This window comes from Variovorax paradoxus (genome assembly GCA_016806145.1).
Classification (GTDB): domain Bacteria; phylum Pseudomonadota; class Gammaproteobacteria; order Burkholderiales; family Burkholderiaceae_C; genus Variovorax.
In genome coordinates this window covers 2003360-2017658 of sequence record CP063166.1, presented here as the reverse complement: position 1 = coordinate 2017658, position 14299 = coordinate 2003360, and the positions used below count along the sequence as shown (strand labels likewise).

The 14299-nt window shown below is 69.8% G+C and carries 11 protein-coding genes and 4 tRNA genes; 5 read left to right on the top strand and 10 right to left on the bottom strand.

Annotated elements, in window-relative coordinates:
• The first annotated feature begins 129 nt into the window (after positions 1 to 129).
• A complete protein-coding gene (locus tag INQ48_09200; GenBank protein QRF59375.1) occupies positions 130 to 1107 on the top strand; it encodes a GMP reductase in 978 nt (325 codons plus the stop codon).
• Between the two features lie 4 nt (positions 1108 to 1111).
• On the opposite strand, the gene INQ48_09195 is transcribed toward INQ48_09200, so the two are convergent.
• Complete coding sequence (locus tag INQ48_09195; GenBank protein QRF59374.1) at positions 1112 to 1981, bottom strand: alpha/beta hydrolase; 870 nt, start codon at positions 1979 to 1981, stop codon at positions 1112 to 1114.
• Positions 1982 to 2077: 96 nt separating this feature from the next.
• On the opposite strand from INQ48_09195, the gene INQ48_09190 reads away from it, so the two are divergent.
• Positions 2078 to 2153: transfer RNA gene (locus tag INQ48_09190), tRNA-Ala, on the top strand.
• Between the two features lie 59 nt (positions 2154 to 2212).
• On the opposite strand, the gene INQ48_09185 is transcribed toward INQ48_09190, so the two are convergent.
• Entirely contained in the window at positions 2213 to 2917 is a 705-nt protein-coding gene (locus INQ48_09185) for an SDR family oxidoreductase (protein QRF59373.1), read from the bottom strand.
• A gap of 156 nt (positions 2918 to 3073) precedes the next feature.
• Here INQ48_09185 and INQ48_09180 point away from each other — a divergent pair.
• Positions 3074 to 3149, top strand: a tRNA-Lys gene (locus INQ48_09180).
• 127 nt (positions 3150 to 3276) lie between these two features.
• Here the strand turns inward: INQ48_09180 and INQ48_09175 are convergent.
• On the bottom strand, positions 3277 to 4194 hold the full coding sequence (locus tag INQ48_09175) for a hypothetical protein (GenBank protein ID QRF59372.1): 918 nt from the start codon (positions 4192 to 4194) through the stop codon (positions 3277 to 3279).
• A gap of 90 nt (positions 4195 to 4284) precedes the next feature.
• Positions 4285 to 4695 (bottom strand): hypothetical protein, encoded by a 411-nt coding sequence (locus INQ48_09170; GenBank protein ID QRF59371.1) that lies wholly within the window; start codon positions 4693 to 4695, stop codon positions 4285 to 4287.
• 264 nt (positions 4696 to 4959) lie between these two features.
• On the opposite strand from INQ48_09170, the gene INQ48_09165 reads away from it, so the two are divergent.
• Entirely contained in the window at positions 4960 to 5136 is a 177-nt protein-coding gene (locus INQ48_09165) for a hypothetical protein (GenBank protein ID QRF59370.1), read from the top strand.
• A 62-nt stretch (positions 5137 to 5198) separates the two neighbouring features.
• Here INQ48_09165 and INQ48_09160 read toward each other — a convergent pair whose 3' ends face one another.
• From INQ48_09160 to INQ48_09145, 4 genes are all read right to left on the bottom strand, one after another.
• Entirely contained in the window at positions 5199 to 5762 is a 564-nt protein-coding gene (locus INQ48_09160) for an HNH endonuclease (protein ID QRF59369.1), read from the bottom strand.
• Positions 5763 to 5809: 47 nt separating this feature from the next.
• Positions 5810 to 5883 (bottom strand) — tRNA-His (locus INQ48_09155).
• Between the two features lie 23 nt (positions 5884 to 5906).
• Positions 5907 to 6104 (bottom strand): short-chain dehydrogenase, encoded by a 198-nt coding sequence (locus INQ48_09150; GenBank protein ID QRF59368.1) that lies wholly within the window; start codon positions 6102 to 6104, stop codon positions 5907 to 5909.
• 45 nt (positions 6105 to 6149) lie between these two features.
• Positions 6150 to 6225 (bottom strand) — tRNA-Asp (locus tag INQ48_09145).
• A gap of 705 nt (positions 6226 to 6930) precedes the next feature.
• Here INQ48_09145 and INQ48_09140 point away from each other — a divergent pair.
• Positions 6931 to 7326 carry a hypothetical protein gene (locus INQ48_09140; GenBank protein QRF59367.1) on the top strand — a complete coding sequence of 132 codons (396 nt, stop codon included), beginning with the start codon at positions 6931 to 6933 and terminating at the stop codon, positions 7324 to 7326.
• A gap of 13 nt (positions 7327 to 7339) precedes the next feature.
• On the opposite strand, the gene INQ48_09135 is transcribed toward INQ48_09140, so the two are convergent.
• A complete protein-coding gene (locus INQ48_09135; protein QRF59366.1) occupies positions 7340 to 8077 on the bottom strand; it encodes a hypothetical protein in 738 nt (245 codons plus the stop codon).
• Between the two features lie 128 nt (positions 8078 to 8205).
• The gene (locus INQ48_09130) at positions 8206 to 14292 is read right to left on the bottom strand and encodes an FAD-dependent oxidoreductase (GenBank protein ID QRF59365.1); all 6087 of its coding nucleotides are present in this window, start codon (positions 14290 to 14292) and stop codon (positions 8206 to 8208) included.
• Positions 14293 to 14299: the final 7 nt, after the last annotated feature.

Sequence of the window (14299 nt, the reverse complement as noted above, 5' to 3'; positions counted from 1 at the left end):
CCAAGTTTTTGTGCCCGGTTTTTTGTGCGCGTCGCCCGCCCCCGCAGGGGCTTTCGCAGCGACGCCGCCGAAGCCGGCCAGACCAAGCGCTCACTCGTTTTCAACGACTTCCTCCAGGAGCTTGGTTTCATGCAAATCTTCGATTACGACAACATCCTGCTGCTGCCGCGCAAGTGCCGCGTGGAGAGCCGCTCCGAGTGCGACACCAGCGTCACGCTCGGCGGCCGCAGCTTCCGCCTGCCGGTGGTGCCCGCCAACATGAAGACGGTGGTGGACGAGTCCATCTGCCTGTGGCTGGCGCAGAACGGCTACTTCTACGTCATGCACCGCTTCGACCTCGACAACGTCGCGCTCGTCAAGCGCATGCAGGGCCATGGCGTGTTCGCCTCGATCTCGCTGGGCGTGAAGAAGGCCGACTACGACACGGTCGACCAGCTCGTCGCGCAGGGCCTGGTGCCCGAGTACGTGACGATCGACATCGCGCACGGCCATGCCGACAGCGTGAAGAACATGATCGGCTACCTCAAGCAGAAGCTGCCCGCGACCTTCGTGATCGCCGGCAACGTCGGCACGCCCGAGGCCGTGATCGATCTCGAGAACTGGGGCGCGGACGCGACCAAGGTCGGCATCGGCCCGGGCAAGGTCTGCATCACCAAGCTCAAGACCGGCTTCGGCACCGGCGGCTGGCAGCTCAGCGCGCTCAAGTGGTGCTCGCGCGTGGCGACCAAGCCGATCATTGCCGACGGCGGCATCCGCGACCACGGCGACATCGCCAAGAGCGTGCGCTTCGGCGCCTCGATGGTGATGATCGGCTCGCTGTTCGCGGGCCACGAGGAGTCGCCGGGCCAGACGGTCGAGGTCGACGGCGCGCTGTTCAAGGAGTACTACGGCTCGGCCAGCGACTTCAACAAGGGCGAGTACAAGCACGTCGAGGGCAAGCGCATCCTCGAACCCATCAAGGGCAAGCTGGCCGACACGCTGGTCGAGATGGAGCAGGACGTGCAGAGCTCGATCAGCTATGCGGGCGGCCGCACGCTGATGGACATCCGCAAGGTCAACTACGTGACGCTCGGCGGCGACAACGCAGGCGAACACCTGCTGATGTGAAGCTTCAGGCTTCCAGCAGTTGCACCGCGAGCCGGTGCAATCGGTGCGAGGAATCGGACAGCGCGTCGACCACGCCGAAGTGGTCGAGGCCGGGCAGCACCTCGCACACCGGCACCGCCCGCGAGCCCCAGGCCTCGCGGATCATCGCGTTGTGGCGGATGAACTCCTCGCTCTCGTTGCCGCCCGCCACCGCGTAGAGCAGTCCGCGCTTTGGCGCCGGCCAGTATGCGGGGCTCGCGCGGCGCACGTCGTCGTCGCTGAGTCGCAGCACCTGTTCGAGGAACGGCGTGCGCTGCAGCGGCGCGAGGTCGTACAGGCCCGAGATCGACAGCGCATTGCGCACCAGGTGTTCGGGCAGGTCCGGCGCCACCGCCTTCCAGTCGCAGGCCAGCAGCGCCGCCGCCATGTGGCCGCCGGCCGAATGCCCCGCCACCGTGATCCGCGCCGGATCGCCGCCATGCGCCGCCACGTTGCGCCAGGTCCATGCGAGCGCACGAACCATCTGCAGCAGGATGCCCGGCACCGTCACGGGTTGCTCGGGCGTGCCCGGGCACAGCGCGTAGTTGGGCTGCACCACGCAGATGCCACGGTCGTTGAAGGCGGGCGCGATGAAGGAATGGTCCTTCTTGTCCATCGCGCGCCAGTAGCCGCCGTGGATGAAGACCAGCACGGGCGCGTCGGGCACGGGCGCCGGGAAGACGTCGAGCGTTTCGTTGACGCCGTCGCCGTAGCGCAGGTCGATCCGGCTCGGCAGCGCATCGCGCGCCGCGGCGGATTCGCGCGCCCAGCGCGCAAAGTACGCCGGATGCTCCTTCACGCGCGCGAGGTTGTTGTACATGCCTTCGAGCCAGGCGGGATCGCGCGTGGGAGTCATGGGATGGCCGGGGTCCGGTGCTGTTTCTGGAAGGCGCGCATCTTGGCACGAGGCGAGCACGCTGCAGCGAGTTCCGGCTAAAATTCGCCTTGCGTTGGGGGGGTAGCTCAGCTGGGAGAGCGCCGCGTTCGCAATGCGGAGGTCGTGAGTTCGATCCTCATCCTCTCCACCAACCGACAAAAAAGGGCCTTGGCATCCGCCAAGGCCCTTTTGCTTTGGAAGCGCCGAAGCTCAGTCGAGCGCCAGGTGCTGGCCGTGCAGCGCCGCCGCGCCGGGCGACGCGAGAAAGCCGATGGTCTGCGCGGCGACCGCGGTCGACACCCATTCGGCCGGATTCGCATCGGGCATCGCCTGCCGGTTGGCGGGCGTGTCGAGCACGCTGGGCGCCACGCTGTTGATGTTGACGCCATGCGGCGCCGCCTCGGCCGCCATCGCCTCCACCAGCCGCTGCAGCGCGCTCTTCGAGGCGATGTACGACGCCATCGCGGGCAGGCCGCGCGCCGCGACCTTCGCCGTCACCGCGACGATGCGGCCGGCGCGGCGCTCGATCATCGAGGGCAGCAATGCCTGCGTCACGGCCACGAAGGACCATGCGTTGAGGTTCATCATCCGGTCCCAGCTCTCGCGCGTGAGCGCGTGCGTCGCCTCGCCCATCTCGAAGCCGCCGGCGATGTGCACCAGCACGTCGACGCGGCCGAAGGCCTTGAGGATCTGTTCGGACAGGCCGGCCATCGAGGCGGCCGAGGTGACATCGCCGGCCAGCAGCAGGTGCTGCGAGTTGTCGAGGCCCGGGAACACCTCGGACAGGCGCCCGGCGTGGTGGTCGATCAGCGCGGCGCGCGCGCCCTGCGCGAGGAAGTGTTGTGCAACGGCGCGCCCGAGTGCGCCCGCGGCGCCGGTGATCACGACATGCGGCGCGGTGTTGGCATCGCTCATGGAAGTTCTCCTGAATGGGAAAAGAGAGGGGCACAGCCCCTTCGTTGGTGCCGAATGCTAATCCGCCACACACGCCGCACACAAAAATTTTGAGAAAGCCAAATTTCTACGCTATACTCGCAGACTTGCCTGAAAACGAATATGTTTTCAACGCAAGGGCTCTTAGCTCAGTTGGTAGAGCAGCGGACTCTTAATCCGTAGGTCGAGTGTTCGAGTCACTCAGGGCCCACCACCAACACTGAAAACGGTCGAAATCCTTCTGGGTTTCGACCGTTTTTCTTTGCGCGTCCGTATCGATTGCCTCGGCGCGAATGACAGGCCCACCGGGCCCGTCACGATCGCGGCTCAACCCACCGGCGTCACTTGGGCGAGTAGCTCATCTTCGTCGCGACCATCGGCGACTTCGGATCGACGCCCTTGAGCAACTGGCCGCGATAAGGTCCTTCGGCCGCCAGCCAGAACTCCTTGGTGGCCGACGGACCGACCAGCGCACCCAGGGTCAGCTTCAGCGTGAACTTGCAGGTGCTGAACGTGCCCAGCGGCGTCTCGAGTTTTTCGCGGCCGCCGTAGCTGAGCTCGCCCTTCGCCGGCAGCGAGCGCGTCGAGACGACGCTGCCATTGGAGGTTTCGGTCTTGGTCACCGAGGACTCCTTGCTCACCACCTGCCCGGGCTTCATGTCGATCGGGAACGAGAACGGGGGTTCGAACACCTGCGACGCATAGCTCGTGTACTCCCGGGGCACGATGGCGGGAAGCTTCATGTCGTCGGCGAACTTGTCGTTGATCTTGCCGTAGTACGACGTCGACTTTCCGTAGAGGAAGAGGTGGCCGCCGACCAAGTCCTTGTATTCCTTCTTGACGATGCGCTGCTCGAAGCCCGGATAGGCATTGGCCTCGGTGCCGACATTGAAGGCCACCGGCGTCGCGCCCGCGAACGCCTCGCGCCCTTCGGTCACGCTCTTCCGGCGGAAGGAATCGGTCGCGGGATCCTTGCCAGGTGCGATCGCCTCGAACTCGAGCAGCGTGCCTTCCCGGAAATCGGCTTCATTGAAGCAAGGTGCGGAGCTCTGGGCCTGTGGGTCCGGTTCGGGCGCGGGCGCCGGTGCCGGTGCCGGTGTCTGCGCCACGGGCAGCAACGGAAAGCCTCCGCCGCCGCCGCCTCCTCCGCCCCCACAGGCCGAAATTGCCGCAGCCGCGGCTGCAATGGAAAGCAGGCGTGCACGCGGCATCCTGCTGAAATCTGCGTTTCTCATGACTTCTCCCTCGTGTGACAACAACAGCCGCGCATGGTGTTGCAGCTGTCACGAAAGAATACATACAGCGCATGAGAATGAGCACCTCCCAAGGGAGGAGCGCGACGCGAAGCCTCACGCCACCGATCGCCGCTCCAGCCAGTCGGACGCATAGGCCGCGAGCAACGGCCCGTCGGCCACCTCGGACTCCAGGTACTGCCGCGCGTGCGCCTGCGCCACCTCGCTCTCGAGGAACCAGCGCTCACGCTCGACGCTTCCCAGCGGCGGTGGCGTGCCCCATGTCGGACTGCCCGCGCCGCGGAAGGCTTCGGTGATGGGCAGCCGCCCGCCCGTCATGCCAATCTCCGACAACATGCTGCGCGGACCATCGAGCGCGATGCGCACGCGCACATCCTCGCCGTCGACCTCGACGATTGCCCCGAGTCCACCCACCTGATGCAGCCGCCACAGCTGCGCCGGCGAGGCGCTGCGGATCCAGTTCTGCATCGCGGCCTTCAGCGCCTTGAGGAGGATTTCCTTGTTCATTTCCGCACTATTTCACATTTTCGAAGGACGGCTGCGTCGCCGATCCTGCCCCTGCAGTGGCGGTTCGCGCACCGCATGGCATCTTGCTGTTGCTGTCACACAGCGCCCGATAACAATGACCACAGGGACCAGAAATCGAAGCCAGAAAGCTCGTTGCACACCCGCCTCGGCGGGCATTTTTTTGTCCGCGCACGCGCCGGCGAAACGCCGTCCGATGGGCCGCCGCGAGGGCGGCCTTCGGGGCCTACGCTATATTCCCGCCCCATGGAAAAGGCTCCCGACATCGGCAAACCCACCGTGCCCATCGACCTGATCGGGCCGGAGCACTGGCAGCGCTCCAGGCGCCGCAACGGGCGCACCGCCAGGGTCCTCTTCGCGATCGTTGGCGGCCTCGCGGCGGCCGGTGCGATCGCCTACCGCTACTTCGGACTCGGCCGCTGAGCGGCGCGCATGAAAAAGGCCCGCTGTCCGCGAGGACAGCGGGCCTTTGCATTGGCGCCGCTTCATTGCAGCCGCGATCCCTTCGGCAGCCGGCTGGCCAGCCATTCGTGCACGTCGGCGCGGATGTGGCGGCCCTCGAGCAGGAAGCTCTCGAAGCGGCTCGGCACGTACGGCAGGTACAGGAGCGGCATGCCGGCCTCCTCGGGCGTGCGCGCGGCCTTGCGGCCATTGCACGCGGCGCAGGCGGTCACGAGGTTGGTCCAGCTCCAGGCGCCGCCGCGCGATGCGGGCAGCACGTGCTCGCACTGCAGCACCTGTTCCGGGAACACGCCCGCGCAGTAGGCACAGGTGTGGCGGTCGCGGCGCAGCAGCTTGCGCTTGGTGAGACCGGGCACGACGTCGAAGAGATTGATCTTCGAGGCACCACGCAGCGCGATGATCGGCGCGACCTCGATGCGCGACTGCACACCGCGCGCCACGTTGAAGCCGCCGCGCAGGGTGGCCAGCGGCGCGCCGCCGTCTTCCCAGGCCACGTCGTCGCAGGCGTAGTGCAGCACCGCCTGCTCCAGCGAGACCCAGGCTTGCGGCGTGCCCTGGATGTCGAGTTGCAGGACGTGTGAATGCATGGCTCGCCTCCCTTCGCGGCGATGTCGAACGACGGTCAAGAAAAGTCTGGGGTACACGAACGGAATCGAACCGTCGTCAGCGGGATCACAACCCGCGGCTCTGCCATTGAGCTACGCGCACCATGGAAAAAAGAGAGAGACCCGCTACCACTCCCCGACTTCGCGCACGCGCTGGTCGAGGTCGAGTTGGTCGAGCCGCAGCTCGCGCCGCGAGCCCGACTCGCGCAGCACGTCGGTCTTGCGGCCGAAGCCCAGGCGCCGCGCCAGCGCGGACACGAACGGCTTGCGCGCCGGTGCGGGATGCACGGCGATCATGCGGATGGGGCTGTTGCGCTTGCGCATGCGATGACTCCTTGTTGTATGGGTTGAGCGATGTGGTGACAGCATTGGCGTTCCGCAGGGGACTCGAACCCCTGGCTTCCTCCTGGACAGGGAGGCACTCTGGCCGCTGAGTTAGCGGAACGTGATCGTGGGAAAAAGGCGCTTTCCATTTCGGTTGTGTCCTCACGCGACAGGCCCCGCGCTCTCGCTCGAGGCCCCGTGCGACATCGCCGCACAGGAGTGGTCCACGCTCCTGCACATCCCGCCAGACCGTCCACGCGGTTGATCCTGGCGGTGTGGTGAAGGCACACCCGAAATGGCGAAGCTGCGCGCCGCTCCAGTGACGGCTGCGCCTCGCGGCACGTTGTGGAAGAACACCGGCGGCATCCGTGGATGCCACCGCCGCGGCGCGATGGCCGCGAAAAACAAAAAGGCCCGGAACCTTTCGGTGTCCGGGCCTCTGGTGAGAGAGCTGGGGAGGGCAAGCGCCTAAGCGCAACCTCCACCCGGTGGCAGTCGATCCTCGAATGCATCAACGCGCGCTTTCGCGTGGTTCGGCGAATGCATGGCGTACGAGCGACCCAGCTTCGCAGCGGGCGATGGCAGGTCGAATCCGTTGCTGAAACCCGCGCGCACGAGCGCCCGGCCCGAGACGGGTCGAATGCTGGAGAGTTGGCGTGCGGTGTTCACGATGGGACCTTGGTTGAAGCTGTCGCGCTTTGAAAAGGGGTGGAGGGATCTGGCCTCTCGCGGCCTGGGCCTGCGATTGCCTTGCACTGTAAAGAGTCTTTACGAGGGCGTCAACAACCGGGACAATCTTTTTTTGTCTTGTTGTTGTTTTTGAACAGTGCCCAATCTCACCGTCGCACGCCGCCGCAATGTGCTCGCGCTGCACCGCCGCTTCCTCGAAGCGTCCGTGGCCGCCGGCCTGCCCGCCAAGGGACTCGACCAGGCCTTCGCCCGGAAGATCGAGGTGTCGCCGAGCATGTGGAGCCAGATCAAGAGCGCGCGGCCGATCGGCGACAACCTCGCGCGGCAGATCGAGCGGCACTGCGAGGTCGAGGCCGGCTGGCTCGATGAGGAAGACCGCCCCTCGGAGGTGCCCGACGAGGCCGAGGAACGCTTCGTCGCGCTGGCGCGCGAGGCCTGGCGCGCCGCCAATGCCAAGGGCAAGCGCGAACTGGGTGGCTGGCTCAAGAAGAAGATCGCGGAAGCCGCGGCGCCCGTCGCGAGCGACAAGTAGCAGCGCCCCGAGCCTAGGCCGCAAGCGCCGTCTCCACCGCCACCTCGTCCCCGTACTCCGACGGGTACATCCCCCGCAGCCACCATTCGACGCCACTGAGTTGCGCTTCGAGCGACAGGCCGTCGAGGGCCAGGGCGCGCAGCGCGCGCATCGAGCGGAAGCCGATCAGGCCATCGATGCCGCCGATGTCGTACCCCAGGCGGATCAGGCCGCTCTGCAGGCGCGCCTCGTCGGCGTTGCGGACGAACAGGTCGTGCGGCAGGCCGGCCGCGAGGATGGCGCTGGCGGCCATCGCGAGGTACGGCGTCCTGAACAGGCCCGCGGGCCTCGACGCATGCTGCTCGTACACGCGCTGGTGGCTGCCGCGGCATTCGAAGTGCCAGGCCTCGCTGAGCGCCGGATCGGGCGTGCGGTGGATCGGCACCACGCCGAAGCCGCGCGCCAGCGTCCAGAACTCGGCCAGCGGCATGCGCAGCGCGCCGAGGTCGACGTCGAAGGCGCGACCGGCCTCGTGCATGCCGTCGCCCGTGCAGGCGCCGAAGGACGACGACCGGGTGGTGCCGGAACTCCGGCCATGGAACAGGTCCGACAACAGCAGGCGCCCGCCGCGGCGCTCGACCTCCTGGCGGATGCCGGCGAGCGCGCGCCGCGTGTCGGGCGTGCACCAGGCCATGGGCCGCGGCAGCGCGAGCCACTGACCCGCCACCTTGTAGATCGAGGGCACATCGATCGAAACCAACCGTCCCGGCATGAGCGCTTTCGTTGAAGACTGCAATGCGCCGCACGCGGGGCCCACGCGGCCCTGTCACGGCATGCGGGGATTGGAGTTCATCGTCGTGCCGCGCGCATGCCCCAATTGGAGGAGAACGCCGCGCGGCGCTACCGCAGGTCGACGCTGGGCCAGTCGAAGCGCTTCCTGGTCGCGCCCTCCTCGAGCACCAGCAGGTCGGTCGACAGCGCGGTCGACCAGCCCTCGGCGCGCCGCTCGAAGCGCAGCAGCCCGTAGCCCGATCCGCGCTGCGGCAGTTCGCCGTCGATCGCCTCGAGGCGCAGCGTGCGGCCGCCGGGCAGCGTCAAGGCCTCGTCGAGCCACAGATCGCCGGGCGAGCAGTTGGCATACGGCAGGGGCGCGTAGAAGGCCGGCGCGAGCATCACCGCGCCGACGCGAACGCCATCCACCGTGACCGCGCCCGAGAAGCTCAGGTGGTAGTCGCCCGAGATGCAGGCGAAGCGCCCCGGCACCGCATCGGCCAGTTGGCCCAGCAATTCGGCGCGTTCGGTGGGCGCGGCCTGCATCGAATCCGGCGGACCGGGGTTCGCGGGATCGCAGCCCGGCACCAAGCCCGGCAGCAGCACGCTGCCCGTGAGCAGGCAATGGAAGTCGTCGCCATCGCGGCCCTCCTCCACCCAGGCATGGAAGGCCGCGCGCGCCTCGTCCGACAGCGTGCGCGCCGCGACCGGCCTGCCCGGCTCGCTGTGCGCCGCCGCCTTGCGCCAGCGCCGCGTGTCGGCCACGAAGAAGCGCACGCCGCCGCGCTCGTAGCGCGCGAAGCCGAAGCGGCGCATGCTCTCGCTGCCATGCATGAGCTGGTAGGCGGTCAGCGCGTTCTGCGCGGCCTGCAGCGCATGCGCCTCGCGCAGGCGGCTGTAGCCTCGGCGCGCCAGATGCGGCTTGAACAGCGGGCGGGCCAGCGGATAGTTGTCGGTGAACTCGTGGTCGTCGACCGTGCACACCGACGGCACCCGCGCCAGCAGCTTCTGCAGCGCGGGCCGCGCGAAGGCCCGCTGGTGGCGGTCGGTGTAGCGCTCGACGGGGTTGGTCGAATCGATGATGCCGCCGGTCGCGTCGGCATAGATCTGGTCGCCGAGCATGAACAGCATCTCGGGCCCGTCCGCCCCGAGCCTGCGCACCGTCTTCAGCAGCCGCTCGAACGAGGCCGAGGCCGGCTCGCTGTCGAAGGAGAAGCCCGGATAGCTGCAGCTGCCGAGGGCGACGCACAGCGCGCCGTCGCGCGCGGCCAGCATGCGTGACCGCAGCCGGATCCAGCGGTGCTCGGCCAGCGGCGCATTGCGGCGCTGGTGCGACAGCGAGGCGGGAAAGGGCCCGCGCCCCACCTCGCGCTCGCGCAGCGCCGCTTCGGCCGCGAAGCGGATCGAGCCCTGCAGCGCCAGCAGCTCCGCCGCCTCAACGGCCGCCGAGAACGCCACCGGCGGCCCTTCCACCACCTCATCCGGCAGCCGCTGCAGCGGCCGGCTGGCGGTCCGCGCGTCGAGCGCGGGCGCATGCGACACGCACTCGATGCGCGCGCGCTCCCACGCCCCGCCCTCGGGCAGCGGAATGCTGCCGCAGGCCACGCGGATCGCGCTGCTGCCGTCGGTGCGGCCCTGGGCGCTGCCGAGCACCCACGGCCGCCGCGGCGGCGGCAGCAGGAAGCCGTCGCGCGCCACCATCGGCGCGGGAAAGTCGACGATCTCCAGCGGCACGCGGTAGACGCGCGGCCCCAGGTGCACGATGGCGCTGGCCGCCAGTCCGCGGCTCAGCAGCGCGTCGGCGGCGGTGTCGTCGACCACGAAGGCCACGCGCACGCTGCGCGCCGGGCCCGGCGGCATGGCGCAGTACAGGGCCAGTTGCGGGTCGACCTCCATCGGCTCCATCGGCCCGACCCATGGGCCGGCGCGCGGAAAGCGCACCTCGTGGTTCGGATGCGGGCTCGCCGGCGGGAGCGCCTCGCCAGCTTCCGATGGAGAGAGGGCCGGACCATGTTCCTCGGCCCCCCAGGCCTGGTTCAGCAAGGCGGCCAGCCGCTCGTAGGGGCTGGCCTCGCCGTCGACGCGATCCATCGCCGCCTGGCCGATCAGCGGATCGAGGTGGCCATAGCCCGCGATCAGGTCGCACATGTGCGGCGGCTGCCCCTCGGCCGCCTTGCCGAACAGCGGCACCCACTCGGGATGGATCTGCGCGAACTGCAGCGACGAACGCAGCGCCCCTTCCTTGTCGAACAGCTCGTTCTCGCAGCCGTGCACGAAACGGATCGGCAGCGCCATGTGGCGCGCGATCGCGCTGTCGTTGGCGTAGACGTTGAAGCCGTCCTCGCTGACCAGTCGCTCGTACTCGACGAAGCGCGCCGCGTGCGCGAACACGCGCACCGAGGCGTTGCCGAACAGCTTGGGCAGTTCGCGGTGGGTTCGGGCGTTGAGGTTGCGGTGCTTGAACAGCTCGGCGTCGAGGAAGCGCACGCGCCGGCAGGTCGCGCAGTCGTCGTCGTGCGGCCGGCCCAGCGTGCCCTCGCCCGGGCAGTGCTCGCCGGGCGGCACCGGCAGCGCGGCGAACAGGCGATCGACCAGCGACTCGACCAGCGACTCCACCGGCCCGCGCACCGCCAGCGGCACCGTGGTGCGGCCGGCCAGGTTGCGGATGAAGGCCGGCAGCCAGGTCTTGCCCTGAGAAGAGCGCGAACCGACCGTGAACAGGTGCGTCTGCGCGCTCACCAGGCCCGCGAGCTTCGGCAGCAGCGGCCGCACACCGGTGGCCGACACGTAGCCGGCGCTCTCGATCGGATAGGACAGCCGCCCCGCCAGCAGCGCCATCTGGAAGGCCGCCGCGCCGAGGCACTGGCCGAAGGCATAGAGCTGCAGCGGCAGTCCGGCCTCGGGTCCGACGACCCGGTCGCGCTCGGCGCGCAGCAGGTCGAGCACGAAATCGACCGCCTCCGGAATGTCGACCATCGCGACCTGGTCGGCGGTGCCCGGCTCCTGCGAGGCCCGCGAGCGCGGGCTCAGGCGGGTGTCGAGCACCCAGACCTCCCAGCCCAGGCCGTACAGATGCTCGGCGAAGTTCTGCCTCGTGCCCTTGAAGCTGAAGGTGTGGCCCGACATGCCGAAGGCATGGGTCAGCAGCACCGAGCGCACGCGCCGCACGGGCACGCCGCACCACTGGCCGCCGAGGACCTCGGGCAGCCCGTCGGCAGCGGGCCGCCGGTAGCGCCACAGCCGCAGCTGCACGTTCTCCACCGCCTCGGTGCCGTCGTCGCTCGACGAGCGGCCGCGCCGCACCCACAGCGAATGCGCCTGCGGATGGACGTCGCCCTGCGTGCCGCCGCAGGCCTCGCCGCGCAGCTTGAGGTCCTCGGGGCTGGCCATGTCGACCAGCGGGCTGCCGCCGTAGTCGGGCAGGCGGAAATCGAGCATGCGTGTCTGCAGCGCGAAGCGCGCCAGCAGCGCCGGATAGGCCACCAGCGTGCCCATCGCCGAGCTGGCGTCGGCGCCGCCGAGCAGTTCGATCGGGGTGTCGCGCACCGCGCGCGCCACGTCGAACGCGAAGCGCGCTTTCGCGGCACGGTTGCGCCACGGCGACCACCACGGCGCGGGCCGGTCGTCGGCATCGAGCGTGATGACCGGGCAGGTGAGCTGGGTGAACAGGTCGGGCCGCAGGTCGGCCGGCACGACCTTGCCCGGACGATCGGCGGGCCAGTTCCACTGCCGCAGCCGCCGCAGCCCGTGCCCCGCGAGCTGCGCCCAGCTCGCGGCATAGACGACCTCCTTGGTGCCGCGCAGCCGCAGCCGCCGCACCGGATCGGGCGTCGGCATGCCGCCCGGGCGCAGCGTCAGCCTGAGGTCGTACTCCACGTGCCGGATCTCGGTGGCGGCCCACCAGGCCCAGAACATGTTGCGGCTGCGCTCGAAGGTGATCTCGGTGTCGCCGCGCTGCCAGTCGAGGTAGCCGCGCAGGGTGAACCATGTCAGCACGGTGCGCGGCATGCTGGCGATGCGCCGCAGGGTCGCGAGCGGCCCGCCGGGCTCCACCGCGAGGATGGAGACCTCGCCGCCGCGGATCCTGTAGTTGACGAAGCGCTCGCCGGCGGGCCTGGCATCGGGCGCCGCGCCTTCGGCCAGGGGTTCGAAGCGCAGCAGCCCGCGCACGCCCGTGAAGCGATGCCGCGCGTCGTTCCACAGCTGCTGCCAGTCGAAGGTGTGCATGCTGACCACCATGTCGCAGTCGGCGGTCGGCGTGCCCAGCATGCGGCGCAGCGGCCCCCGCAGCGGCAGCGCGCGGCACTCCAGCCGCTCGCGCGCGCGTGCTTCCACCCGCATCGGTCCGGGCCGCGACCAGCCCGCGGTGGAGCGCGGCAGGCCGCGCTGCGGCACGGGCGTCGGCGTGGCGGTCGGGCCGGCCACGCGCAGCCCGGGCGCCAGGTGCGCCATCGCGCGTTCCGCCAGCGCGGTGATGGTCCACAGCGGATTGCAGCCCAGCGAGGTCGGGACGATCGAGCCGTCGAGCACGTAGAGGCCGTGCCAGAGCTCGTTGTCGCCGCGCCAGACCCGACCCAGGTGGTCGACCACGCCCGCGTCGTGGTTGTCGCCCATCGGGCAGCCGCCGAGCGGATGCACCGTCATCGCGAGCGCGTCGGGCTTCGGTCCCGACAGCAAGGTGGCTGCGCCCGGCGGCAGCGCCTGCCAGGTCGGCAGGTGCATGTGCACGCCGTCGCGCTTCGTGCCCGCGTCGAAGATGCGCTGCTGCGCGGCGTAGGTGGGCGCCTCCTGCGGCCGCGGCCAGTAGGGGGCGATGCCGTCCATCTCGGGCACCCAGACCGCCCGCCCCTGCGAGTTGTCGTGGCCCATCGCCAGCAGCAGCTGGCTGTGGGCGGCGAGTTCGGGCGAAGCGGCCAGCGGGTCGATGCCGCGGCCGTGCGCGCGCGGCGACGGCGCCCGCGCGCCGATGTGGCGCAGGGTCCAGGCGATGGCCAGCATCTCCTCGTACAGACGCGACAGCGGGCCGGGCACGGCGCCGTCCTGCAGCATCACGCGGTCCTGCAGCGGCGGCCGGTCGTCGCCGCTGCCGCGCAGGTCGAGCAGGGTCGTGATCGTCGGTCCCACGGGCTGGCCGGCCTTGGCCTCGGGAAGCGCGCCGCGGCCCACGTTGTCCACCGGCGTCTCGAGGTCGGCGATCACGCTCACGCTGTCGCCGTTCGCGCTCACGCGCGTGCCCAGCGTGGGCGACAGCGTGAAATGCTCGTGCACCTTCTGCGAACGCATCAGCAGCTCGGTGCTGCCGAAGGTGCCGGCCGCGACCACCACCAGCGCCGCCTCGAAGCTGCGGCCGTGCTGCGTCACCAGGTCGCCCATGTTGCGCAAGTCGCGGCTGCGTTCGGTCTCCACCGCGGTGAAGCGCCAGCGGCCGGTCTCGCGCTGCGGCTCGAGGGCGTAGACCGTGCAGCGGCTCACGAACTGCACGCCCCGCTCGCCCGCCTGCTTCAGGTAGGTGGTGGGCAGGGTGTGCTTGGCGCCGGGCGTGTTGCAGCCGGTGAAGCAGTCGCCGCAGTGGCTGCAGCGCGCCGGGTCGATGGTGAGCACCGCCGCCTGCACCCGCGGCGCGTGCTTGCGCAATGTCTCGTCGCGCTGCAGCGCCTCGCCGAGCTTCGCGAGCGCGCGCGACTTGGGCAGCGGGCCGGCCTCGGTGCCGTCCGCGGCGCGGATCGAGAAGCGCGTGCCCTGCAGCTCCTCGCGGGCGCGCGCGAAGGCCGACGGCAGGCGCAGGCCGGGCCTGTCGTCGTCGAGCGCATGGCGGATCTGGGCCGGCCACGCGGGCTGGGCGAAGACGTCGTCGTCGGGCTGCACCAGCACGCCGGCATTGATCAGGCTGCCGCCGCCGAAGCCGTTGGCCACCATCGAAGCCATGCCCGGCCCGAGGCGCCATTCGAACAACCCGCAGGGGCTGCCCATCGGCCCCTGCGGCCCTTGGAAGCGCAGGTACTTGGGCAGCTGGCCCACGTCGTTGGCGAACTCGCCCGGCAGGAACTCCGAGCCGCGCTCGAGCAGCACCACGCGCCGCCCTGCCTGCGCGAGCCGCAGCGCGGCCACGCTGCCGCCATAGCCCGAACCGATCACGACGGCATCGAGCTGCAGCGGCTCGGGAGGCTTCCATTCGTCGAAGGGAATGGACAGCGGCTGCGCGGTGGGCGAGGACATGGGACGG